This window comes from Candidatus Thalassolituus haligoni, assembly GCF_041222825.1.
GTDB lineage: Bacteria > Pseudomonadota > Gammaproteobacteria > Pseudomonadales > Oceanobacteraceae > Oceanobacter > Oceanobacter antarcticus.
This window is the reverse complement of sequence record NZ_CP139482.1, coordinates 764,886-787,862: the sequence shown is the minus strand read 5'-3', so window position 1 is coordinate 787,862 and position 22,977 is coordinate 764,886. Positions and strand designations below refer to the sequence as shown.

The 22,977-nt window shown below is 54.7% G+C and carries 18 protein-coding genes; 10 read left to right on the top strand and 8 right to left on the bottom strand.

Annotated elements, in window-relative coordinates:
- Window positions 1–101 precede the first annotated feature (101 nt).
- Entirely contained in the window at window positions 102–1,628 is a 1,527-nt protein-coding gene (locus tag SOJ49_RS03515; protein ID WP_369856848.1) for an NAD(P)H-hydrate dehydratase, read from the bottom strand.
- A 165-nt stretch (window positions 1,629–1,793) separates the two neighbouring features.
- Between SOJ49_RS03515 and queG the strand changes: the two genes are divergently transcribed.
- Window positions 1,794–2,870, top strand: a complete 1,077-nt coding sequence (gene queG, locus SOJ49_RS03510; protein ID WP_369856847.1) for a tRNA epoxyqueuosine(34) reductase QueG — start codon at window positions 1,794–1,796, stop codon at window positions 2,868–2,870.
- 97 nt (window positions 2,871–2,967) lie between these two features.
- Here queG and SOJ49_RS03505 read toward each other — a convergent pair whose 3' ends face one another.
- From SOJ49_RS03505 to SOJ49_RS03490, 4 genes are all read right to left on the bottom strand, one after another.
- Window positions 2,968–3,669: an ABC transporter permease gene (locus tag SOJ49_RS03505; protein WP_369856846.1), complete on the bottom strand. Its 702-nt coding sequence runs from the start codon at window positions 3,667–3,669 to the stop codon at window positions 2,968–2,970.
- Entirely contained in the window at window positions 3,666–4,358 is a 693-nt protein-coding gene (locus tag SOJ49_RS03500; protein WP_369856845.1) for an ABC transporter permease, read from the bottom strand. The genes SOJ49_RS03505 and SOJ49_RS03500 overlap by 4 nt, the downstream gene beginning before the upstream one ends.
- A gap of 75 nt (window positions 4,359–4,433) precedes the next feature.
- The gene (locus SOJ49_RS03495) at window positions 4,434–5,183 is read right to left on the bottom strand and encodes an ABC transporter substrate-binding protein (RefSeq protein ID WP_369856844.1); all 750 of its coding nucleotides are present in this window, start codon (window positions 5,181–5,183) and stop codon (window positions 4,434–4,436) included.
- 81 nt (window positions 5,184–5,264) lie between these two features.
- The gene (locus tag SOJ49_RS03490; RefSeq protein ID WP_369856843.1) at window positions 5,265–6,041 is read right to left on the bottom strand and encodes an ABC transporter ATP-binding protein; all 777 of its coding nucleotides are present in this window, start codon (window positions 6,039–6,041) and stop codon (window positions 5,265–5,267) included.
- 986 nt (window positions 6,042–7,027) lie between these two features.
- On the opposite strand from SOJ49_RS03490, the gene SOJ49_RS03485 reads away from it, so the two are divergent.
- The 4 genes from SOJ49_RS03485 to SOJ49_RS03470 all read left to right on the top strand — a co-directional run bounded on the left by SOJ49_RS03485 (window position 7,028) and on the right by SOJ49_RS03470 (window position 12,788).
- A complete protein-coding gene (locus SOJ49_RS03485) occupies window positions 7,028–8,335 on the top strand; it encodes an MFS transporter (protein ID WP_369856842.1) in 1,308 nt (435 codons plus the stop codon).
- Window positions 8,336–8,599: 264 nt separating this feature from the next.
- Window positions 8,600–10,870, top strand: coding sequence for a glucosylglycerol-phosphate synthase (ggpS, locus tag SOJ49_RS03480; RefSeq protein ID WP_369856841.1), 2,271 nt, complete (start codon window positions 8,600–8,602; stop codon window positions 10,868–10,870).
- A 186-nt stretch (window positions 10,871–11,056) separates the two neighbouring features.
- Window positions 11,057–11,815 carry a fatty acid desaturase CarF family protein gene (locus SOJ49_RS03475; RefSeq protein ID WP_369856840.1) on the top strand — a complete coding sequence of 253 codons (759 nt, stop codon included), beginning with the start codon at window positions 11,057–11,059 and terminating at the stop codon, window positions 11,813–11,815.
- Window positions 11,816–11,876: 61 nt separating this feature from the next.
- Window positions 11,877–12,788 (top strand): lysophospholipid acyltransferase family protein, encoded by a 912-nt coding sequence (locus SOJ49_RS03470; protein ID WP_369856839.1) that lies wholly within the window; start codon window positions 11,877–11,879, stop codon window positions 12,786–12,788.
- 96 nt (window positions 12,789–12,884) lie between these two features.
- Here the strand turns inward: SOJ49_RS03470 and orn are convergent, their stop codons facing one another.
- The 3 genes from orn to SOJ49_RS03455 are packed head-to-tail and all read right to left on the bottom strand — an operon-like array spanning window position 12,885 to window position 17,810.
- Window positions 12,885–13,433 (bottom strand): oligoribonuclease, encoded by a 549-nt coding sequence (gene orn / locus SOJ49_RS03465; RefSeq protein ID WP_369856838.1) that lies wholly within the window; start codon window positions 13,431–13,433, stop codon window positions 12,885–12,887.
- 59 nt (window positions 13,434–13,492) lie between these two features.
- Window positions 13,493–14,425, bottom strand: a complete 933-nt coding sequence (locus SOJ49_RS03460; RefSeq protein ID WP_369856837.1) for a response regulator — start codon at window positions 14,423–14,425, stop codon at window positions 13,493–13,495.
- Window positions 14,415–17,810 (bottom strand): ATP-binding protein, encoded by a 3,396-nt coding sequence (locus tag SOJ49_RS03455; RefSeq protein ID WP_369856836.1) that lies wholly within the window; start codon window positions 17,808–17,810, stop codon window positions 14,415–14,417. Before SOJ49_RS03455 ends, SOJ49_RS03460 begins: the two co-directional genes overlap by 11 nt.
- A gap of 193 nt (window positions 17,811–18,003) precedes the next feature.
- Between SOJ49_RS03455 and urtA the strand changes: the two genes are divergently transcribed.
- The 5 genes from urtA (at window position 18,004) to urtE (ending at window position 22,976) form a co-directional block, all read left to right on the top strand.
- Entirely contained in the window at window positions 18,004–19,266 is a 1,263-nt protein-coding gene (urtA, locus tag SOJ49_RS03450) for an urea ABC transporter substrate-binding protein (RefSeq protein ID WP_369856835.1), read from the top strand.
- An 87-nt stretch (window positions 19,267–19,353) separates the two neighbouring features.
- Window positions 19,354–20,283, top strand: a complete 930-nt coding sequence (urtB, locus tag SOJ49_RS03445) for an urea ABC transporter permease subunit UrtB (RefSeq protein WP_369856834.1) — start codon at window positions 19,354–19,356, stop codon at window positions 20,281–20,283.
- 10 nt (window positions 20,284–20,293) lie between these two features.
- Window positions 20,294–21,505, top strand: coding sequence for an urea ABC transporter permease subunit UrtC (urtC, locus tag SOJ49_RS03440; RefSeq protein WP_369856833.1), 1,212 nt, complete (start codon window positions 20,294–20,296; stop codon window positions 21,503–21,505).
- Entirely contained in the window at window positions 21,492–22,256 is a 765-nt protein-coding gene (urtD, locus tag SOJ49_RS03435) for an urea ABC transporter ATP-binding protein UrtD (RefSeq protein WP_369856832.1), read from the top strand. The genes urtC and urtD overlap by 14 nt, the downstream gene beginning before the upstream one ends.
- Before the next feature lie 30 nt (window positions 22,257–22,286).
- Window positions 22,287–22,976 (top strand): urea ABC transporter ATP-binding subunit UrtE, encoded by a 690-nt coding sequence (gene urtE / locus SOJ49_RS03430; protein ID WP_369856831.1) that lies wholly within the window; start codon window positions 22,287–22,289, stop codon window positions 22,974–22,976.
- The last annotated feature ends 1 nt before the right edge of the window (window position 22,977 follow it).

Below are 22,977 nucleotides of genomic sequence, written 5' to 3'. Positions count from 1 at the left end.
GAAGAGGATGTACCTCGCGGCGGTATGCAGGGGTCTGACCATCAAAGGCAACCGGTTCATCACTGGCAGTAAAACCAGGCAGAGCACTGATGTAAGGGGTCTCAACTCTCGTTATTCAATGCCCGGAGATAAGGGAACACATCGGTTGCCAGCAAGCCACGACTGCCACCTTCTGCTGCCGCCAGATCGGCTGCTGCACTATGCAAACAAACCCCCAAGCGCGCAGCGTGCCAGGCATCACTGCCCTGGGCCATCAGCGCGGCGATCACGCCGGTTAGAACATCGCCCATTCCGCCCGTAGCCATACCGGAATTGCCATCAGTACACACCGCGACACGGCCCCCCGGACGAGCAATAAGAGTTCCCCGCCCTTTCAATACCACAACCGCTTGATACTTCTCCGCCAGGGCTCTCGCCGCGACGAAGCGATTCTGCTGGATCTCGATAGTATCCAGCCCCAGCAGTCGGGCAGCTTCTCCCGGATGTGGCGTCAACACGACGTTACGTTCAGAGAATTCGTGGAACCAGGCTGGCGTTGCCAGCAGATTCAATCCATCGGCATCCAGCACCAGCGGCTTCTCGCTGTTTAACACCTGCTGTAACATCAATTCGGACCAGCTGCTTTGTCCCATACCAGGGCCAACCGCCAGTACGCTGGCACTGTCGAGCAGCCCGGTCAGTTCAAGCCCGGAAGACACTCCATGCACCATCACTTCCGGGCGGCGCGCCAGTACAGCGACACTGTGTTCTGGTCGGGTAGCACAGCTGACCAGACCCGCACCGGTGCGTCCGGCCGCTTCGGCGGCCATGGTAACGGCACCCACCATTCCCTGATCGCCACCCACCACCAGCACATGCCCAAAATGCCCTTTATGGGAGTTACCGGTACGTACGGGTAATAACTGGCCAAGCTGCTGTAACCGATGCCAGCTGATGCGCTCGCAATCGGGTATGAGCCGACCGGCGGCGGCACCCTCGGTCGACAATGCTGCAAAGGCAATTTCACCACACAGATCGGGGCCATCAGCGACCAGCAAGCCTCGCTTGGTACCGACAAAGGTCACCGTCATATCAGCACGCACCGCAACACCCAGCACGCAACCGGTATTGGCATCCAGGCCGGATGGAATATCCAGCGACAATACGTCAGCCGGGTGGGCATTGATTGCCCAGATGGCGTCGGCATACACACCGGCAACTGTAGCATTCAGGCCAGTGCCAAACAGTGCATCCACAATCAGCTCGCCATCAAAATCCAGCTCGCCATCAAACACCTGGGGAATGACGCCGGCATCCAGCGCCAGTTGAGCCGCTTCCGCAGTAGCAGCAGAAACCTGCTCATGATTACCCAGTGTATACAGGCTGACGCTCATGCCATGCAGAGCGGCCAAGGCGGCCAGTACGTAACCATCACCACCGTTATTCCCGGCCCCTGCCATTACACAAACGGACTCGGTGTAACCCCAACGTCCGAGCAGACAGGCAAATGCAGCCTCTCCGGCACGCGCCATCAGTTCAAAGGTACGAATACCCTCGAAAGTAATGGCCGCCTGATCCAGTTCACGCACTTGCTCGGCGCTGTATAGCGCTCCGGGCAGGTGATCCACAATGCTGTTTGGTCGTTTCATCCCTGATTCCTGAAAATAGAACAACGCCGTTGCTCCTGACCACGGTCAGGGCTGGCTCGGCGACTGTCAAGCATGAGTATGTGTTCCAAGATTAACACCAGGTGCTATCTGTGGCTGTGATAAAATGACTGAATTATAAACAGTCTCTCCCTACTAAGCGAAACCATGTCCGACGAACTGCAATTAATTCCACCCGCTGCCATGGCCAGACTGCGCCAACAGCTAACAGACTGGGGAAACGAGCTTGGGTTCCAGCAAGTCGGTGTTACCAATATCGAGCTGAATGAACATGGAGAACGTCTGCAAGAATGGCTGAAACAGGGCTATCACGGCTCGATGCACTACATGGCAGACCACGGTGACATGCGCTGGAAACCCGATGCACTACTGCCCGGCACACTCAGGGTTATCAGCGTCAGGATGGATTATCTGGCGCCACACATTGACCTGATAAGCCAACTTCGCAATCCGGACAGGGCGTATGTCTCACGCTATGCACTGGGAAGGGACTACCACAAGTTAATCCGCAAACGTTTAACCCTACTCGGCCAGAAACTGGCGACCGAAGTCGAACAGCTGGGATTTCGGGCGTTTGTGGATAGCGCCCCGATACTGGAACGCGCTCTGGCTAACAAGGCCGGACTCGGCTGGATTGGCAAAAATACCATGTTAATCAATCGCCAGGCCGGTTCGTATTTTTTTCTCGGTGAGCTGCTCACCAATCTGCCATTACCCATGGATACGCCTTACCAACAAGACCACTGCGGTCGTTGTACTGCCTGTCTGGAGATCTGCCCTACCCAGGCCTTTGTTGGCCCCCATATACTGGACGCCCGACGCTGTATTTCCTACCTCACCATTGAACTGGATGGCCCCATTCCGGTTGAACTGCGCAAAGGCATGGGCAACCGCATTTTTGGTTGCGATGACTGCCAGATTGGCTGTCCGTGGAATCGCTTCAGCAAACCGACCACAGAAACCGATTTCACCCCCCGCCACCAGCTCGACAAAGCAACGCTGCTGGAGCTGTTTCAGTGGGACGAGCATACTTTTCTGAAAAAAACCGAAGGCATGCCGATTCGCCGAACCGGCTATGAAAACTGGCAACGTAATATTGCTGTGGCGTTGGGAAATGCTCCCGCCAGTCTGGACGTGGTCGCCGCACTGGAACACAAACGCCCGCAGGTCAGTGCGCTGGTACAACAACATATTGATTGGGCATTAGCCCAGCAGTCGGGCTGAACGGTCGGCCGATATTCTTTCCATTCTCACTCATTCCCCGCCTGAACATCACCAGCAACCTACCGGCTATACAACCATCAAAACCGGTTGTATCAAGTTACATCGGCCGTTTGGCAAACTGGTATCGGTTCAACCGTCGTTCCAGCAGTCGAAACATCAGAATCAGCACCGCAGCCATTGCCAGGTACACCATACCAGCTGCAAAAAACATCTCTAACGGGGTATAGGTTCGAGCAATAATGGTACGGGCCATACCGGTCAGATCCAACAAGGTGATGGTGGAAGCCAGCGCGCTGCTCTTCAGCATCAGCAGTACTTCATTGCTGTAACCTGGCAGTACAATGCCAGCAGCACGGGGCAAAACAATCCGCCGAATCATGGTCAGTTTACTCATCCCCAGCGCCAGCGAGACTTCTATTTCACCTTTTGGAATCGCCTGAATCGCGGCCCGTATCAACTCGGCGGCATAAGCTGCTGTGTTCATTGAAAAGGCGATAATGGCACACCAGTAGGGTTCGCGCAGAATCGGCCAGAGCAAAGACTCTTTCACTGCATCAAATTGCGACGCACCGTAATAAATCAGGAATATCTGCACCAGCAGCGGTGTACCACGAAAGAAAAATATATAAGCGTACGGAAAGGCATTAATCGCCGGATTGGCCGACGCTCGCATCAGTGCCAAGGGCACCGCCAGCAACAACCCCAGCAGACCAGAAACCGCCACCAACTCCAGAGTCAGCCAGGCGCCTTGTAACAGCCTGGGGAAATACTCCCAGATAACCCCCCACTCCCAGCTCATGCGCGGCTTCCTCTCAGTTCCGGTTTGCTACGACGTTCGAGATAGCCAGTCAGCAAGGTCGTCACCACCGTCAGTAACAAGTACAACAGCGCCGCTGCCAGATAAAAATCAAACGGTTGCTTGGTATTGGCAGCCCCAACTGAGGCCTGCCGCATCAGTTCGTTCAGACCCACCACCGACACCAGCGCAGTATCTTTCAGTAACACCTGAAACAGGTTGCCCAACCCCGGAATCGCCAGCCGCCAGACCTGCGGCATAATGATACGAACAAAGGTTTTTAATGGCGTCATGCCCATCGCCTGGGCCGATTCCCACTGGCCTTTGGGCAAATCCATCATCGCCATGCGGAACACTTCAGTGGAGTAAGCACCAAAAGCGATCGCCAGCGCCGCAACCGCTGCGGCAAACTGGCCAACATCAATATATTCGTCATAGCCAAACAGGCTGGCGATCCACATCAATAACTGTGAACCGCCAAAATACAGCGTCAGTACCAACAGCAGTTCCGGAATACCCCGCACCACCGTGGTATAGGTGGTGGCAATCGCACGGGCCACCGGCGACGAAGACAAGCGTGCGGTGGCACCACACAGACCAATGATCAAACCGAAAAAGACACTGGCCAACGCCAGCTGAATGGTGACCCACAAGCCACTTAACAGCAGTTGGCCATACCCTTGTAAATCCATAGCGATGGCTACCGTAATCCTGGGACTGAAACCTGCAACAGTGCCGGAGCCAGATTCTGGCTCCGGCAACCAACGTCAGTAAATATCAAACGGGAAGTACTTGGCGTTAATCTCGGCGTACTTGCCGTTGGCACGAATGGCCTTGATTGCCGCGCTAAACTTGGCCGCGAGTGCATCACCCTTACGCACCGCAATGGCAATATGGTCATCGATGTCGAGGTCAGCGCCTTTGAATTCAAAGCTTTTGCCATCGTCGGTACGCAGCCAGTCATAGGCCGGGAATTTGTCCGACATAATGCCGTCCAGACGGCCGTTAGCCAGATCGAGATAAGCGTTGTCCTGGGTGTCGTAGAGCTTCACATCAACAATATCGCTAAAGTTGTCTTCCAGATACTGACCGGCAATGGTCGCCCGCTGGGCACCAATTACCTTGCCTTTCAAACCGGCCTTGCTGGTTTCCAGTGGTTTGCCTTTTGGCCCGACAAACGCCAGTACGTTGGCGTAGTACTTTTCGCTGAAATCCACCACTCGCAAACGTTCGTCGGTGATCGACATGGAGGCGATAATGGCGTCGTACTTGCGTGCCCGCAGACCCGGAATAATACCGTCCCAGTCCTGTGCCACAATCTCGTAGTCGGCTTTCATTTCAGTACACAGGGCCTTGGCGATATCGACATCAAAACCGATCAGGTTGCCCTGATTATCGGTCATATTAAACGGCGCATAGGCACCTTCTGTCGCAATACGGATTTTGTCACCCGCCAACGCCAGCGGAGCCGTCAGGCAGGATACCAACAAACAGACAGTCGTCATTACCTTACGCATCGTTCTCTTTCCTCATGGTTTATAAGATCAAGGGGTACTGAAAATAGCGGCAGCCACAGCCGCACTGCTCATCACCGCTCATCAGGATTGATGGCTGGCCATAAAATCTTTCACTCGCTGGGATTTTGGCTGATCGAACACCTGTTCAGGCGTGCCGATCTCTTCTATTTGACCCTGATGCAAAAACACCACCTGGCTGGATACTTCACGGGCAAAACGCATTTCGTGAGTCACAATCAGCATAGTGCGGCCCTCTTCGGCCAATTCGCGCATGACCGCCAGCACTTCATTCACCAGTTCAGGGTCGAGTGCCGACGTTGGTTCATCAAACAACAGTACCCGAGGTTCCATTGCCAACGTACGGGCAATCGCAACGCGCTGCTGCTGGCCGCCGGACAAATGCGCCGGATAGGCATTTTCCTTGTCGGCCAACCCCACCTTGGCGAGTAATTTACGCGCGCGCTGAATGGCTTCTGCTTTGGGCACCCCCAGCACATGCACTGGAGCTTCGATAAGGTTCTGCAAAATGGTCATGTGCGGCCAGAGGTTAAACTGCTGAAAGACAAACCCGAGCCGGGAACGCAGCTTTTCCAGCTGCTTGCTGCTGGTCGCTTCCAGCTCGCCATTTTTACCCGGCTTCAACATTAATTGTTCGTCGCCAATAACAATTTCGCCCTGACTGGGTTTTTCCAACAAATTGATACAACGCAGCAAGGTGCTTTTGCCTGATCCGCTGGATCCAAGAATCGAGATCACATCCCCTTTTCTGGCTTGCAGCGTAACGCCCTTCAGCACTTGCAGGTCGCCATAAGATTTGTGAATGTCGATCAGCTCCAACGCCAGATTCGAAGTACTCATGCAGGACTGCACTCTTGTGGAAGAATGGATGTCGTTGAAGACACAGTAGTAATTTTTCCTATTTTCAATGGCTTACAGATAGATGACAACCAAAAAAACAAACGATCGTTTAACAATCTGACCCAATGTTGGCAATACTATCCTGGCTTCGGTAACACACCGGATATACAAACTGGTCACCCGCTAACCCGGCCTTCCAGACGCTAGCTCAGGCATAATCTCAGGCATAGCCAGAATCCAGGTCACGAGACCACAAAGTCCGTTGCGCGTAACACTGGCTGCCGTTTTGCGTTTGTTTTTCCAGCCACCCAAAACAATAACAATCTGCCCAATACGATATGCCCAACAAATGTTGCCTGGCACCGCCGACCGAATGTAGTAAACATCAGGGATCATCTATTTAATCCGCTGCCGAATAGTATTCGATAAACGCTCTTGTAAATCGGGTTTGGACACGGCATCCAGTCGGATCACAGCGGCATTGTGGCCAAAGCAGCGAAGCAACACAGACAGTGGTAATCCACGGCAGTCGCAAGAGCCTATGTAAAACAAAAAACTCACAATGAGGCGACCACCGACAAACAGCGCATACTGCCGTTTGCCACTGACTTGTTTTCAGGATAGAACCATCCCTTCAACTGCGCATTGTGGTCAATATTCGCAATATGACCCGTTTTGAGGCCATCCTAGGGGGCGTTCTCAATTGGTCAATTGGACCGGCTGAGAGCCCGTTGGCTTCAGAACAAGGTATGAGGAGTGTGGTTTGGCGTGCAAGACCGGACAGCGTTCAATGCGTCATTCAAGGTTACATTGAACGCAGCAATAACGACACCAACAACGAGTCAACCACCACTACACGATGGAACGCCATGGTTACGCCCACAGGCCTGGCATACTGGTGGAAGAGGTAAAAAAAGGGACATGATTATTTCCACTGTTTATCAAACGCCAGTGACCGGTAAAACGGCAACAAAAAGGGGGACGCTATGCTGCCACTGATTGTTCCTGTTGGTTCACTGTTGCTCGGAGTGTCGCTATTACTGTTTGGTAGCGGTCTACTGAACACCTTGCTGGCCCTGCGCGGGGGTATGGAAGGTTACAGCGACAGCCTGATTGGCTATATCAGCTCCGGTTATTTTGCTGGCTTCTTTGTCGGCTTTTATATTGGTCTGCCCATACTGCGGCGTATTGGCCATATTCGGGCTTTTGCGCTCTGCGCCGCCATTGCCGCTGCCGTTGTGCTGCTACACAGCCTGCTGGTTAATCCGGTCGCCTGGATCCTGCTGCGGATTGTGACCGGTGCGGTACTGGTCATTTTGTACACCATTATTGAAAGCTGGCTCAATAACCAGACGCCGCCACAACAACGTGGCCAGGTGTTTGCGATTTATATGGCCGTCAACCTCGGCTCATTGGCCTTGGCCCAGCAACTGTTACAGCTCGACAGTCCGGCCAACTTTACCCTCTTCGCGCTGGCCGCCATGCTCGTATGTATCAGCCTGGTGCCCATTACCTGGACGCGTCTGGCCCAGCCATCCGTTGCCGAGGTCAAACGTTTCTCGCTGCGAAAACTGGTCAAACTGGCTCCCGTTGCCGTTGCCGGAGGCGCCCTGTCTGGCATTGCCATGGGCGCTTTCTGGGGGCTGACGCCAGTATTTGGCCAGCGTATCGGTTTTGACAGCGGCCAGGTCGCAATGCTGATGTCGGCCACCATTATTGGCGGTGCCATATGCCAATATCCACTGGGGCGTTACTCGGATCGGCATGACCGCCGCCGGGTGCTTGGCATCACCGCCGCTGCCGGAGCAGCCGTGGCGTTACTGCTGTTCCTGTTACCGTCCAGCTACTGGCTGGTATTGCTATTGATGGCCATTTGGGGAGGCGCAGCGTTTGCCATCTACCCGGTATCTGTTGCCCACCTGGTCGACCATCTGGAAACCGGTGATATATTGCCTGCTGGTAGCGCCTTGTTATTACTACATGGGATGGGTGCCGCTGCCGGACCGGCGATTGCTGGTACACTGATGGAGTTCACTGGACCGCTGGCCCTGCTGCTGTTTTTTATGCTGGCCCATGCACTGATTGCTGCCTACGCCTTTTATGCCCTGCAGCGACCACAAACCCAGGCGGATGAGATTGAATCGGCAGCGCCGTTTGTACCCATGGTACGAACAACCCCTACAGCGCTGGAAATGCTGCCGGAAGAAGGACCCGAAGAAGATATAGATATGGCGCAGAGCCCAGAACGTGATAAGCCGCCCGAGTCACCATCATCACCCGACCGATACGGCTGATAGCCACCCGAACAACGTAACATGGCCTAAGGCAACAAAAGGAAACGTAGCCGGAGGGAAATACATTCAGGAACACCGTCACCTTGCCAGTCATTTGAACAAGCGCAGTCTGACCGGATGTTCCACACCGCCAGAGCCGAGGCTCCGGTATCAATGGCTGCAGAAGCCAATTAACCCGATGTCAGCCATGCAGACATCACGACCTGTCAACCAGGGCCGCCCATCGTTCAAGATGAACCCAGCCCAGGAAGGAGAATACGCACGATGCTACTCGCCACAGACCTTGATGGTACTTTTTTATCCGGCAACCCGGACGATCGACAACAGCTCTATCATCTGATTAATCATCACCCGGATATTCGGCTAGCCTTTGTTACCGGTCGCGGGATTGAAATGGTGATGCCACTGCTGTCCGACCCGTCAATCCCACAGCCCGATTACATTATTTGCGATGTCGGCGCCACCATCGTTGATGGAGAAACGCTACAACCCATTACCCATATACAGGGCGAAATCGAACAGAATTGGCCTGGCGAACTGGCAGTCACCAATGCTCTGGCTGCATTTACCGAGCTGCAGCGCCAAGACGTGCCACAGGAACGCCGCTGCTCCTACTATTGTGAACAAGGCAGCGTTTCCGCAGCATTGCAAACCGCTGTCAGCCAGCTCGGGTGCGATTTACTGTATTCCTCAGACCAGTATCTGGATGTGTTGCCCCGTGGCGTCAACAAGGGTTCTACCCTCGACAGCCTGGCAGAATGGCTGGGTCTGAGTCAGGATCAGGTACTGATCGCGGGTGACAGTCTGAACGACCTGGCGATGATTTCACTCGACTACCCGTCCGTTTGTGTCGGCGGCTCCGAAAGCCGTTTACTGGAAGCGACAGAACGCAGCACCATGGTCTATCACGCGGAGAAAAATGGCTGTGGTGGCATTCTTGAAGCCTTTAACTACTTCGGTTTTCTTGGCGAAGCCGGTGTCGAAGCCGAAGCCAGGGCAGAACAGCAAACCGGAAAATCCGACCTGGTGGTGGTTTATCATCGCCTGCCGTTTGAAGAAAAAGTCGAAAACGGTGTCATGGTCGAGCGTCAACCGTCTTCGCCGAACGGCATTATTCCGACGTTACTGAGCTTTTTTGGTGATGGCAAACCCGGCTCTTGGGTGGCCTGGTCGACGGTTGACCCAGCGACTCCCGGTTACAGAACCCGCAGCGCCGTCGATATCGTAAAATATCCCAAACTGGTTGCCGCCCGCGTTGCCCTGACAACGCATCAAGTGGATATTTTCTACAAGAAATTTTCCAAGGAAGCCTTCTGGCCCACACTCCACACCTTCTGGGAGCGGGCCACCTTTCTTGAAGAAGACTGGCTGGTATACCTTGAGGTCAATCGCTTGTTTGCCGAGCGGGCAGCGGCAGAGGCAGCAGAAAATGCCGTTGTCTGGATTCACGACTACAACCTCTGGATGGTGCCCGCGTTCCTGCGAGAACTGCGCCCCGATGTCACCATCGCCTTCTTCCACCACACCTACTTTCCATCGGCTGACGTCTTTAACGTAGTGCCATGGCGTCGTGAAATTATCGGCAGCCTGCTGCAGTGCGACTTTATCGGCTTCCATATTCCACGCCAGTCGGAAAATTTTGTCGATGTCGCCCGTGGCGTTACCCCGATCAAGGTGCTGGAAAAACAGAACTGTGCACCCCGTTTCATGACCTACGGCTGTGCCGTCGGACTGGAAGAAATGACCTCGGTGATCAAGGTACACGGCCGCATCATTCACCTTGGTGCACACCCGGTCGGACTCGATCTCAGCCGTATCAGCCATGCCCTCGACAAACCAGAGATCCAGGCGCAAATACGCCAATTGAAAAAGGAACTCGAAGGCACACGAGTATTACTGTCGGTCGAACGGCTCGATTACACCAAGGGGATTCTGGAAAAACTGCATGCTTTCGAACGCCTGCTGGACGAACACCCGGAACTTATTGGTAACGTGACTCTCGTTACCATCTGCGTCCCGGCGGCGGCAGAAATGACCGTGTATGCCGAACTGCAAGTCGATATTGAACAGGCCGTCGGCCGCATCAATGGCCGCTTTGCCCAGATTGGCTGGACACCGTTACAGTTCTTCTTCCGCAAAGTGCCGTTTGAACAGCTGGTCGCTTATTACGCCATGGCAGATGTTATGTGGATTACGCCGCTGCGCGATGGCCTTAACCTGGTCGCCAAGGAATACGTTGCCACCCAAGGCATGGTGGACGGTGCCGGAGTACTGGTGTTGTCGGAATTTGCAGGCGCTGCCGCCGAACTGCGAGGCGCTTTGCTGACCAACCCCCACTCTCCGCATGAACTGGCCGACAGCGCCTGGCAAGGACTGATAATGGATGAAGCGGAAGCCCGTTCCCGCATACGCGACGCCTTTGATGTTGTCCAACACCATGACATTGAGCGCTGGGGCCACGACTTCCTCGACGCCGTCGAAGTCGCACGGCTGGCCAATATCCAGCAGGTTGCAGAAGACAGCCAACCGGCGTGATGTTTACGTGATGTTTGCGTACTGTCTGTAAAAGCAGACCATCACGGTGTTCAGGTAACCCCGCAGAATCCAACCTGCCGGATTACCTGAGCGGCCGGTTTGTAATATTCCAGCCTGCCCGATACCATGGCCATGTCTCGTCCAATCCACATGGAAAACCATGCCCTTGCCAGGATCTCACCGCCTATGTTGAAGACCAACAAATCAGGGGCCATGGTTGGCGTTATAGGCAACAAGACCCTGCATTACAGTGCAGCAGCTCTGTGCCTGGCCTTGTATATGGGTCTACTGGTCGCGGCCATATTATCCGGTGCCCTATCATTCTGGGCGATTCCACTGGGCCTCATGGCTATTTACTGTGCTGATACCCTGTCCGGTATTACTCATTTTTTTCTCGACTATCGCCGTACCACGCCCAATTCCGGGCTCAAGGAATTGTATTTTTATCAGGGCAACAAAGGCTCACAAGACTATTTACAGAAGCGCCAGATCGCCATGAAAAAGATTTCGCCACTGGAAACCATCGTCTTTGATTTCAAAGTCCACCATCTCAGTCCCGGTGCTCTGGGACGCCGCAGTTTCCTGCGGGTGATCCTGCCTGCCATGTATTTTATCACCCTGCCCAGCACCAGCCTGCTGCTGCTATTACACGCACTTGGATGGATTGACGGCCTGGTATCTTTCTTTCTCTGGGTGGTTATCGGTGCCCTGACCCTGGCGCAATATGCGCACAGCTGCGCTCATCGTAAACAGATCCCCATCGTGGCGCGTTATCTGCAGACACTGGGGGTTTTTATGACCAAAGAACAACACAACTCCCATCACCTGGATCTTGGCGTCGACTTCTGCATACTCAACGGCTGGGCCAATCCGATCGTCAACCGTATCTTCCGTTTTTGCCGCCAGCGGGGCTGGATCTTCGAAGAAGGGCTGGAACCCATTTAACCAACGACTGCACACACAAGCCCGAGGCGGCCATGCAACAGCCTGCCAGGATAAACACGCCATGAAACCTCATCTCCAACGCTATCTGCTGCGGCCACTACTCTGGTTATTGGGTTCACTGCTGGTTGGGTTGATCAGAGCCACAGGCCAAACCCGGATACAGCGCATCAGCCACTATTCTGTTACCGGGCCGATTATTGCCCGTCTAACCAGACTGCTACTGGCCAAAAAAAATCACTATCTGGATGACAACCTGCAACGCGTATTTCCCGATGCCAGCGTGGAACAACGCCAGCATATCCGCCAGCGCTACTACGCCAACCTGCTCTTGACCGCAACAGAATCCCTCACGATGGATGGCAACGAACGGCAACGCAGCCAAATAGATGGATTGGAAAACCTGCAACATGCCAGAGACCGCCAACAAGGTATTTTATTTGTCAGCGGTCATATCAATAACTGGGAAATGAACCGCCGTATCATCGAGCAACTGGGATTCCCGGCATGGGAGCTGTACCGGGATTTTGCCGACACACGGTTTGATTATCTGACCTTTAACCGCCGCTTTCGAGTCGGGCCAAAGATGATTTCAACCGCCCGTATCAGCGAATTGATCGGCCACCTGAGCAACGGCGATAACGCCCATATTCTGATCGACATCAAGGTCAAGAAAGGACGTAATGGCCAGCAGCTCGACTTCGCCGGGCAACCCGCCTGGACCTCCACATTCGCGGCAGAAATGGCCCTTCGCCATAACCTGGCGCTGATACCCACCTATACCCAAAGAGAAGCCAATGGCCACTATCGGCAGATCTTTGAAGCCTCATTAACCTCCGAACACCCAACCGCCAACGACCATATTCAGGCGTCTGCTTGCCAACTCACCGAACGCATCAACCAGTCCTTGTCGAACCAGCTCAAGCAAAACCCTGCCAGCTGGCTGTTATGGGATACCAATCGCTGGGGGCCATAATAAACTGGCCTGACAATCACAGGTTCCGAAACGCTGAGGCAGGCTGCGACGGGGCTTATTCCCGCAATAATTACTCAGGCAAATTACTCTGGCAAGTTACTCAGGCAAGCGCAGAAAATGCTCGCGGTAGTGCGCCAGTTCGGCAATCGATTCACGAATATCATCCAGAGCCTGATGGCTGCCGGCTTTTTTGAATGAAGACACCACCGCTGGATTCCAGCGCTTGGCCAGTTCTTTCAGGGTGCTGACGTCAAGATTGCGATAATGGAAAAATGCTTCCAGCTCCGGCATGTATTTGACCAGAAAGCGGCGATCCTGATGAATGCTGTTGCCACACAGCGGCGACGTACCGGCCTTGAGGTGCTGACGGAGAAACGCCAGCGTCTTTTGTTCCGCATCACGACAAGTAATCGTGCTGTTGCTGACCCGTTCGACCAGCCCGGAATTACCATGGGTGCGGGTATTCCACTCATCCATGGCGTCCAGCAGGATAGCCGGTTGATATACCGCCATCACCGGGCCTTCGGCAATCAGATTCAGATTACCATCGGTCACGATGGTCGCGATTTCGATAATCACATCCCGCTCTGGCTCCAGACCGGTCATTTCCAGATCCATCCATACCAGATTGTCTTGCTGACTCATGTTTGTCGTTTCCTGTGTTCGCTCAATGTCCGGAGTCTAGCAGGCTGTTGAACTGCGCGTCACAGCCGACTCAGATAACCCAGGCTGAGAGCCGCCGCAGAGGTGCGATTCTCGACCCCCATCTTGCGGAATACGGTTTCGAGGTGTTTGTTAACCGTGCGAGGGCTCATGGACAGAATCCGGCCGATTTCCTGATTGGTTTTGCCACGCGATAACCACAGCAAGACTTCGGCCTCCCGTACCGTTAGCTGAAAATGGTCGCGCAGCGTTTGCCGCAGTGATACTTCGTCATCATCCACCAGCCGCAATAAATATTCACCGGGAGCGGGTAAACCCAGAAATTTCACCAGCAATGGGCTGCTGGTCTGTTCAATCCTGACTTGCTGGAATCGTTCTGGTGCGCTGGCAAACCACGAGGCCAGAAAGGCGCTGGTTGCTTCCTGAAAGTCATGCTCCGATAACCCGGCTTTGGCCAGCACTTCAATAGTACGACTGGAACACCACAACAGTTGCCCATGCACATCGCAGGCAAACGTGGGCTGACCAATCTCATTCAAGGAACCGATTGCCCGGCGTGTCTTGCGCGCATTGGTGATATGCACCTGAACTCGGGCCAGCAACACATCCAGATTGACCGGCTTGGTGACATAATCCACGCCTCCGGCTTCCAGCCCGCGCACGACATCGATACTGTCACTCAATCCGGTCATGAAGATCACCGGAATACCTTCCAGATCCGGGTCTTTTTTGAGTGCCTCACAGGCTTCGAAGCCATCCATGTTGGGCATGATGGCATCCATCAGAATCAGATCCGGCATCATTCTTTCGGCCACAGCCAAGGCCTGTAAACCATCCATAGCGACCAATACGGTATAGCCAGCCTGAACGAGTGTTTCATTCAGCATACCCAGCGACTCGATGGTATCGTCTGCTATCAGTACCACCCCACGAGTGCTGGTTCCGGAAGACGTGTGGGTCGCACTATGTTTCATGGTTGATCACCTTTTTCGCCAGTGTGATGAGCTCATCGAACCGAAAGGCCGAGAGATGGTGACGTATCTGCCACTGTACATCAGCAGCAGCTTGCCGCTGTTCCATGTCGGCGAGCACGGCTTCCATACCGGCAAGATGGCCCAGTTCAGCCGCCGCCAGCAGTTCCCGTGCTTCTGATCGTGTCATATCGCAATCGCTACCGATGGCGGTCTTGTTGTTCACTGCAATCTCATCGTCTTCATATTGCCATTGCAAATCCAATACTCTGGCCACCAGATCAAGCAGCTTGCGATCACGGATCGGCTTGATCAGGTAACCATCATTCAGGCGTTTGCCCTGCTCACTGGCATCTCCCTGGGCCAGCGCGGACTGACGGTCTTCCGCATCCGCTGACACCATCACAACGGGGCTTTTCACACCCTCATCACGTAATTGCCGCAGCAGCTGCCAACCGGTCATGCCCGGCATGGAGATATCCATCAGCAACAGATCCACATGGGTCTGGTGTAAAACCCGCTGACAAGCGTAGCCATCTTCTGCTTCCAGCACCTCAAATCCCACCGGCGTCAGGATCTCACTGATCAACCCCCGATGGGTGGCGTCATCGTCGACCACCAGCAAGGTTTTCCCACTGCCCTGGTAACCAACAATCTTGCGCTCCGGCGCAACCCCCGGCCCTGGTGTTGCCACACTGGCTAACATCATCGACAAACGGAACACACTCCCTCGGCCCGACTGGCTGTCCACATGAATGTCACCCCCCATGATGTCGGCCAGCAAACGGGAGATGGTCAAGCCAAGACCCGTCCCTGGCGTCTGTGGCAAACCGGGTTTACGAATCCGTTCAAACGGCAGGAATATGCGCTGCATATCGTAATCACTGATGCCGGGGCCGGTATCCGTCACCATAAATTCGGCCACCTGGCTACGGTAGCTGATGGCTAACGAAACCTGACCAACCGTAGTAAATTTGACGGCATTGGAGAGCAGGTTGATCAGAATCTGGCGCAGATGTTTTTCGTCCGAACGGACAATGTGTGGCAGGTACGGGCCGGGCTTATAGATAAATCGAATGCCTTTGTCTTCGGCCTGGAGCCGGAACATATCCACCAGCTCATCCAATAAACGATGCAGATCAAACTCGTCACGGTGAATTTCCAGCCGACCGGCTTCAATCCGGGAAATATCCAGCAGCCCTTCAATCAGATCGGCCAGATGGTCACCGCTACGGTGAATCAGTTTCACCTTGTCCCGTTGCCGAACAGACAGCGTAGTGTCTTTTTCCAGCAATTGGGCATAGCCAATAATGGAGTTCAGCGGGCTGCGTAACTCGTGACTGATGCCGCCCAGATAGCGGCTTTTGGCGCGGTTGGCGGCTTCGGCCAGTTCCTTGGATTGCTGCAGGGCGCGATCGGTCACTTCGTGTGCAGCAATCTCCTGTTGCAATAATCCGGTCTGGCGCTGGGATTCATTAAGGGCAAACATCCGGCTCTCATTCGCCAGCACAAACAACCAGATCAGTACACCAATAATAATCAGTAACAGCAGATACACCTGTATCAGAGTACCGGCGAGTAATGAGTGTCCTTCGGCATAGGCGGGAATCTGGGCATACACCATCCAGAACAGCCCACCCACGATAAAGCCGATAATCGCCATCAAGCCGCAAAACTGCAGCAACCTCGGGTTCATGCGCTCCACCATCCAGGTTGGCAGCAGAATTTCCAGCAACTGCTGAATCTGGTCACTCAGGCGGGCGTTTTCCTTGCAGAGGTCGTGGCAGCGGGATTCCAGCGTGCAGCACAAGGAGCAAATCGCGCCTTTATACAACGGACAGCTGGCGATATCTTCCGAGTCAAAATGGTTGTTGCAGACCACACATTCACAGACCGCCGAGTCCTGCACAATCACCTCACGGGCCAGGTAAAAACGCCCACGGGTCAGCATTGCAATCAACGGCGACACCACCAGCGCCGTTGCCAGCGCAATGTAGGGCGACAGCGCCTGGGCAACAGCACCAAACACCCCCATAAAACTCATCACCCCGATCACCGATGCCAGCACCATCGCACCAAATCCCACCGGATTGATGTCGTACAGGTAAGCCCGCTTGAACTCAATGTGTTTGGGACTCAAACCCAAAGGCTTGTTGATCACCAGATCGGCAACCAGCGCCCCGACCCAGGCCACTGCAACGTTGGCATAAATCCCCAGAATCCGCTCCAGCGATTCATACACCCCCAGCATCATCAGCAACAGCGCGATGATCACATTAAAGACCAGCCACACCACCCGGCCAGGGTGGCTGTGGGTCAGGCGGGAAAAGAAATTCGACCAGGCAATGGAACCGGCATACGCGTTGGTGACATTGATCTTGACCTGACACAGCACCACAAACAGGCCGGTCAGAGCCAGGTTCGCCATCGGTGATTGGGTCAGGTAACCGAAAGCCACGTAATAAATACGGGTCGGATCAGAAGCCTCGGCAATCGACATGCCGGAACGCACCGCCAGCACCGCCAAAAAGGAGCCTGCCAGAATTTTCATCATACCGACCACAATCCAGCCTGGCCCGCCGCCCAGCAAGGCCAGCCACCAGCGCAGTCGATGGTTTGGTTTTGGCTCGGGCAAAAAGCGCAGAAAGTCGACCTGCTCGCCAATCTGGGCGATCAAGGCAAACACCACCGCCGACGCCGCACCAAAAAACATCAGATTAAAATGGCTGCCATCGCGATGGCTATCCTCTGCCACCGACATCGTGCCCGGATAGTTCACCCACTCCGTCGCCGCAGACCATTCCTGCCAGAGAATAAACACAAACGGCAGTACCTGCAGCACGATCCAGAGCGGCTGACTCCACAACTGAAAGCGGCTGATCACGGTGATGCCGTGGGTAACCAACGGGATCACCAGCAAGGAGCTGAACAGGTAACCGACCCACAGTGGCATGCCAAACAGCATGTCCATCGCCGACGCCATGATGGCCGCTTCGATCGCAAAAAAAATAAACGTGAACGAGGCGTAAATCAGCGAGGTAACGGTCGAACCAATATAGCCAAACCCGGCACCCCGACTGAGCAGGTCGATATCCACCCCATACCGGGCAGCGTAATAACTGATCGGAATGGAGGTCAGAAAAATCAGCGCCGACACCATCATGATGGCCGCCACCGCAGAGTGAAAGCCGTACATCAGCGTCACCGTAGCGCCAATCGCTTCCATCGCCAGAAACGAAATGGCCCCCAACGCGGTGTTGGAAACCCGCGCCGCTGACCAGCGCCGGGCATTTTTGGCGGTGAAGCGTAACGCAAAGTCTTCCAGCGTCTGATTCGCTACCCAACGGTTGTAACTTCGGCGACTCGAGTACGGCGACGGTTGCGGCATAACCTGTATTTACCCACGGCGACCAAATCGCCTTTCCTAATGAATCAAGACCATAACGACAAGCCCTGCTGGCGGGTATGCGTCAATGTACGTACACCGGTGTCACAAGACGCGAATATTTTTTCCCGGGCCGATGATGGATGCTGAACAACGTTCCTTACGCTAACAGCAGAACCCATGAAGAGGCCCAATTATGATTTCAAAATCAAGGAATTACGACTCGCTCAGAGGTACACGCCGTACTCTGCTACGTAACATGCTGGCGATTCCCGCAACACTGGCGATGGCTCATTTCAGCTTGCCAGTGCTGGCCGACAGTGCCAACACAACCGGCCTGGCAGTGACCGACAGCACGGTCACTGTTGGTATCCTGCACTCGGTAACGGGCACCATGGCCATCAGCGAAACCGGTTCTGTGCAGGCAGAAAAACTGGCCATCGACCAGATCAATGCCATGGGTGGCGTGTTGGGCCGCAAGATCGAATACACCCAGGAAGATGGTGCCAGTGACTGGCCAACCTTCGCTGAAAAAGCCAAGAAACTGCTGGTCAGCGACAAGGTCGCAGCGGTATTCGGCTGCTGGACCTCGGCTTCCCGCAAAGCCGTCTTGCCCGTGTTCGAACAATACAACGGCATGCTCTATTACCCTACCTTCTACGAGGGACTGGAACAGTCTCCGAACGTGATTTATACCGGCCAGGAAGCCACCCAGCAGATTCTCGAAGGTCTGAACTGGGCGTCAGAAACCAAGGGCGCAAAAAAATACTTCCTACTCGGCTCGGACTACATCTGGCCACGTACCTCCAACAAGATTGCCCGCAAGCACATCGAAAACGTGCTGCACGAACAAGTGGTTGGCGAAGAGTACTACCCGCTTGGACACACCCAGTTCAACTCCGTTATCAACAAGATCAAGCTGAAAAAGCCTGACGTAGTGTTTATCTCCGTGGTCGGTGGTTCCAACGTGGCGTTCTACAAGCAGTTGAAAGCCGCAGGTATCGACATGACCAAAGAGAAGCCGTTGTTCCTGACCATTTCGGTGACTGAAGACGAAATCCTCGGTATCGGTGGCGAGAACATCGACGGCATCTACGCCTCCATGAAGTACTTCCAGAGTCTGCCTAACGCCAACAACGCCGCCTTCGTCAAAGCCTTCAAGGCAAAATATGGCAAGGACATTGTTATCGGCGACGTCACCCAGGCAGCCTACCTCGGCCCATGGTTGTGGAAAGCAGCGGTTGAAAAAGCCGGTTCATTCGACATCGACAAAGTCCGTGAAGCCTCTCCTGGCATCGAACTCACCACCGCACCTGAAGGCTATGTGCGCGTGCATCCAAACCACCACTTGTGGTCCAAGACCCGCATCGGCCGCGCTCAGCTGGATGGCCAGTACAAGGTGGTTTACGAGAGTGCCGAGCTGATCGAACCCAACCCCTTCCCTAAAGGTTACCAGTAAGAACGGCAACAAGCGGCCCCTGCGGGCCGCTTTCAACCACGTTCATCGCGCTGTTCGTACTGCTCCAAACCACTGGGAGGACACACCATGTTTGCCGATTACACCATGACCGAACTGACCTCAATCTTTGCCATGCAAGGTTTTGCCGGTCTTATTCTGTTTTCTGTTTTTGTTCTGATGGCGCTGGGGCTGGCGATTATTTTCGGCCAAATGGGCGTCATCAATATGGCGCACGGCGAATTCATGATTCTCGGTGCCTACACGACCTACCTGACATCCCATATTTTTTCGTCGTATCTGCCCGAATCCTTCTATGACGCGTACTTTTTTGTCGCCCTGATTCTGGCCTTCTTTGCCGCCGGGGCACTCGGGGCGCTGGTTGAATGGGCCATGATCCGGCACCTCTACAAACGCCCGCTCGACACTCTATTGGCCACCTGGGGCCTGAGCCTGATTTTGCAACAGCTGTACCGCACCATTTTTGGCACCCGCGAAGTCGGCGTCACCCTGCCCGACTGGCTGATGGGTTCCATCGCCCTGACCGACATGGTGGAAATTCCGATCAATGGTTTGTTCGTGATGGCCATCACCCTGGTAGTAACGGTGGGCGTCTGGCTGATGATGCAGAAATCCCGACTCGGCAAACAAACCCGCGCCGTGGTGCAGAACCGACCGATGGCCTCCGCCGTCGGCATCAATACCGCCATGGTAGACCGCCTGACCTTTGCCCTCGGTTGCGGCATTGCCGGTATCGCCGGATCCGCCTTCACCATGATCGGTTCTACCGGCCCGACCTCTGGCCAGCTTTATATCGTCGATACCTTTTTGGTGGTGGTGTTTGGTGGAGCCTCCAGCTTGCTGGGCACGGTCGCCTCGGCTTTTACCATCTCCCAGGCGCAATCGACCATGGAATTTTTCCTCAGTGGTTCGATGGCCAAAGTTCTTACCCTGCTCGTCGTGGTTGGCATCCTGATGCTGCGTCCACAAGGGCTGTTCTCTCTGAAGATACGGAAATAAGAGGTTGCCCATGAATCCGATTAGCCAATTCTTCGCACGTTACCAGATGACGCATATGTTGATCCTGGCGCTGTTGCTGGTGGTGATACTGCCGTTGTCGATGGATATTTTCCGCCTCAATCTGGTGGGTAAATACCTGACCTACTCCTTCGTCGCTATTGGCCTGGTGTTGTGCTGGGGCTACGGCGGCATTCTGAGCCTGGGCCAGGGGGTTTTCTTTGGCCTTGGCGGCTATTGCATGGCGATGTTCCTCAAGCTGGAAGCCTCCAGCCCGGAAAACACCACCATTCAGTCAACGCCGGGAATTCCCGACTTTATGGACTGGAACCAAATCACCGCACTGCCCTGGTTCTGGGAACCCTTCCACAGCTTCGGCTTTACCCTGATTGCCATTATTGCGGTACCAGCGATCTTTGCCTTTGTCGTCGCGGTGGCCATGTTCAAACGCCGCGTCGGTGGCGTGTATTTCGCCATCATTACCCAGGCCGTCGCCGCCATCCTGACCATCCTGATCATTGGCCAGCAAGGCTACACCGGTGGCGTTAACGGTATTACCGACCTGCGCACCCTGCATGGCTGGGATATCCGTACCGACAGCGCCAAATACGTTCTCTATTTTGTCTGTGTTGCCTGCCTGTTCGGCTGTCTGTTTATCGCCAAATACGTGATTAACAGCAAACTCGGTCGGCTGCTGGTAGCGATGCGGGAACGGGAAGACCGAGTGCGCTTTTCCGGCTACGACGTGTCCGCCTTCAAGATTTTCATCTTCTGCCTGGCCGCAGTGTTCTCGGCTATTGGTGGTGCCATGTTCGCGCTGCAAGTGGGCTTTATGTCACCGACCTTCGTCGGCATCGTGCCGTCGATCGAGATGGTGATCTTCTGCGCCGTTGGTGGGCGTCTTTCTATTCTCGGCGCGGTGTACGGCACCTTACTGGTCAACGCTGCCAAGACCAGCTTCTCGGAATCCTTTCCCGAGCTGTGGCTGTTCGCCATGGGTGCCTTGTTCATCGGCGTGGTAATGGCATTCCCGAACGGCCTGGCCGGGGTCTGGAGCACGCATATCGAGCCGCGAATCAAGGCACGGTTCTGCAAAACCAACACGCCCGCTGCCCTGCCAGATACCACCACTAACAACGCAACGACCTCAGCTACCGCCAATACCGCCAATACCGCCAATGCCGACACCTTCAATACCAAGGAGCACAGCCATGCTGGCAGTTAACAAGCACATCGAGCAGAAGGACTTTGTTCTGAGCGTCGAAGGGTTGACGGTTTCCTTTGATGGCTTCAAGGCCGTGAGTGATCTGTCGCTGTACGTCGAAGAACAGGAAATCCGGGTGATCATCGGCCCCAACGGCGCAGGTAAAACCACGGTGCTGGATCTGATCTGCGGCCGCACCAAAGCCACCGAAGGCTCGATCAAGTTCAAGGGCCAGGAGCTGACCCGTATGAACGAACACCAGATTGTTCATGCCGGAGTTGGCCGCAAGTTCCAGAACCCCTCCATTTACGAAGACCTGACGGTGTTCGAAAACCTCGAACTCTCCTACCCCAAAGGCCGAGGGGTATGGGGAGCGCTGACCTTCCGGCGTGACGCTGCGGTGATCGACAAGGTACACGAAATCGCCGAGATGATTTTCCTGCCCGACAAGCTCGATATGCCTGCCGACCTGCTCAGCCACGGTCAGAAACAGTGGCTGGAAATCGGCATGTTGCTGATCCAGGACCCGGAACTGCTGATGCTTGATGAACCGGTCGCAGGCATGTCGGTTGCCGAACGCCAGCAAACAGCCGCATTGCTGCAACGCATTACCAAAGACCGCTCGGTACTGGTGATTGAACACGACATGCAGTTTGTCGCCGACATCGCCGACCGCGTCACGGTATTGCACCAGGGCAAAGTGCTGTCGGAAGGCTCGATGGAACGGGTGCAGAACGACCCCAAAGTCATTGAAGTATACCTGGGCCATTGATCGCCAAGTCGGTAAACGAGGAGATAAACAATGCTTGAGCTAACCGATTACAACGTGGCCTACGGTCAGAGCGACGTTATTCGCAATATGAACCTGAGTGTCGGCGACGAGGAAATCGTCGCGGTACTGGGCCGCAACGGCATGGGCAAGACCACGCTGATGAAGTCGCTGATCGGCATGATCCCGAGTAAATCAGGCCGCGCCGCACTCAACGGTGCCGACCTGGTGCCCCTGAAAAGTCATGAACGGGTCGGTGCCGGTATCGGTTTTGTGCCCCAGGGACGGATGATTTTTTCCACCATGACGGTGAGAGAAAATATTGAAACCGGCCTCACCTCAACCGGCAAAAACCAGATCCCGGAAGACCTCTACGAGATGTTCCCGGTGCTGAAAGAAATGCAGCACCGGCGTGGCGGCAACCTCTCTGGAGGCCAGCAGCAGCAACTCGCCATCGCACGGGCGTTAGCCAGCGACCCCAGTGTACTGCTGCTGGACGAGCCGACCGAAGGTATCCAGCCCAGCATCATCAAGGAGATGGCCCGTACCCTGCGCAAGATCCGCGACCAACGCAAGTTATCGATCATCGTTTCCGAACAGGTGCTCAGTTTCGCACTGGATGTCGCCGACCGCATTCTGGTGATCGAGAAAGGCAGCATCGTACTCGATGTCCCCGTTGCCGAGGCCGACCAGGCCACCATCACCCGCTACCTGTCGGTCTGAA

Coding starts and splice junctions, on each gene's coding strand:
- urtA (WP_369856835.1), top strand. CDS start 18,004: ATGATTTCAAAATCAAGGAATTACGACTCGCTCAGAGGTACACGCCGT.
- SOJ49_RS03505 (WP_369856846.1), bottom strand. CDS start 3,669: ATGAGCTGGGAGTGGGGGGTTATCTGGGAGTATTTCCCCAGGCTGTTA.
- urtE (WP_369856831.1), top strand. CDS start 22,287: ATGCTTGAGCTAACCGATTACAACGTGGCCTACGGTCAGAGCGACGTT.
- SOJ49_RS03515 (WP_369856848.1), bottom strand. CDS start 1,628: ATGAAACGACCAAACAGCATTGTGGATCACCTGCCCGGAGCGCTATAC.
- orn (WP_369856838.1), bottom strand. CDS start 13,433: ATGAGTCAGCAAGACAATCTGGTATGGATGGATCTGGAAATGACCGGT.
- SOJ49_RS03470 (WP_369856839.1), top strand. CDS start 11,877: ATGAAACCTCATCTCCAACGCTATCTGCTGCGGCCACTACTCTGGTTA.
- queG (WP_369856847.1), top strand. CDS start 1,794: ATGTCCGACGAACTGCAATTAATTCCACCCGCTGCCATGGCCAGACTG.
- SOJ49_RS03455 (WP_369856836.1), bottom strand. CDS start 17,810: ATGCCGCAACCGTCGCCGTACTCGAGTCGCCGAAGTTACAACCGTTGG.
- SOJ49_RS03500 (WP_369856845.1), bottom strand. CDS start 4,358: ATGGATTTACAAGGGTATGGCCAACTGCTGTTAAGTGGCTTGTGGGTC.
- SOJ49_RS03495 (WP_369856844.1), bottom strand. CDS start 5,183: ATGCGTAAGGTAATGACGACTGTCTGTTTGTTGGTATCCTGCCTGACG.
- urtB (WP_369856834.1), top strand. CDS start 19,354: ATGTTTGCCGATTACACCATGACCGAACTGACCTCAATCTTTGCCATG.
- urtD (WP_369856832.1), top strand. CDS start 21,492: ATGCTGGCAGTTAACAAGCACATCGAGCAGAAGGACTTTGTTCTGAGC.
- ggpS (WP_369856841.1), top strand. CDS start 8,600: ATGCTACTCGCCACAGACCTTGATGGTACTTTTTTATCCGGCAACCCG.
- SOJ49_RS03475 (WP_369856840.1), top strand. CDS start 11,057: ATGTTGAAGACCAACAAATCAGGGGCCATGGTTGGCGTTATAGGCAAC.
- SOJ49_RS03460 (WP_369856837.1), bottom strand. CDS start 14,425: ATGAAACATAGTGCGACCCACACGTCTTCCGGAACCAGCACTCGTGGG.
- urtC (WP_369856833.1), top strand. CDS start 20,294: ATGAATCCGATTAGCCAATTCTTCGCACGTTACCAGATGACGCATATG.
- SOJ49_RS03485 (WP_369856842.1), top strand. CDS start 7,028: ATGCTGCCACTGATTGTTCCTGTTGGTTCACTGTTGCTCGGAGTGTCG.
- SOJ49_RS03490 (WP_369856843.1), bottom strand. CDS start 6,041: ATGAGTACTTCGAATCTGGCGTTGGAGCTGATCGACATTCACAAATCT.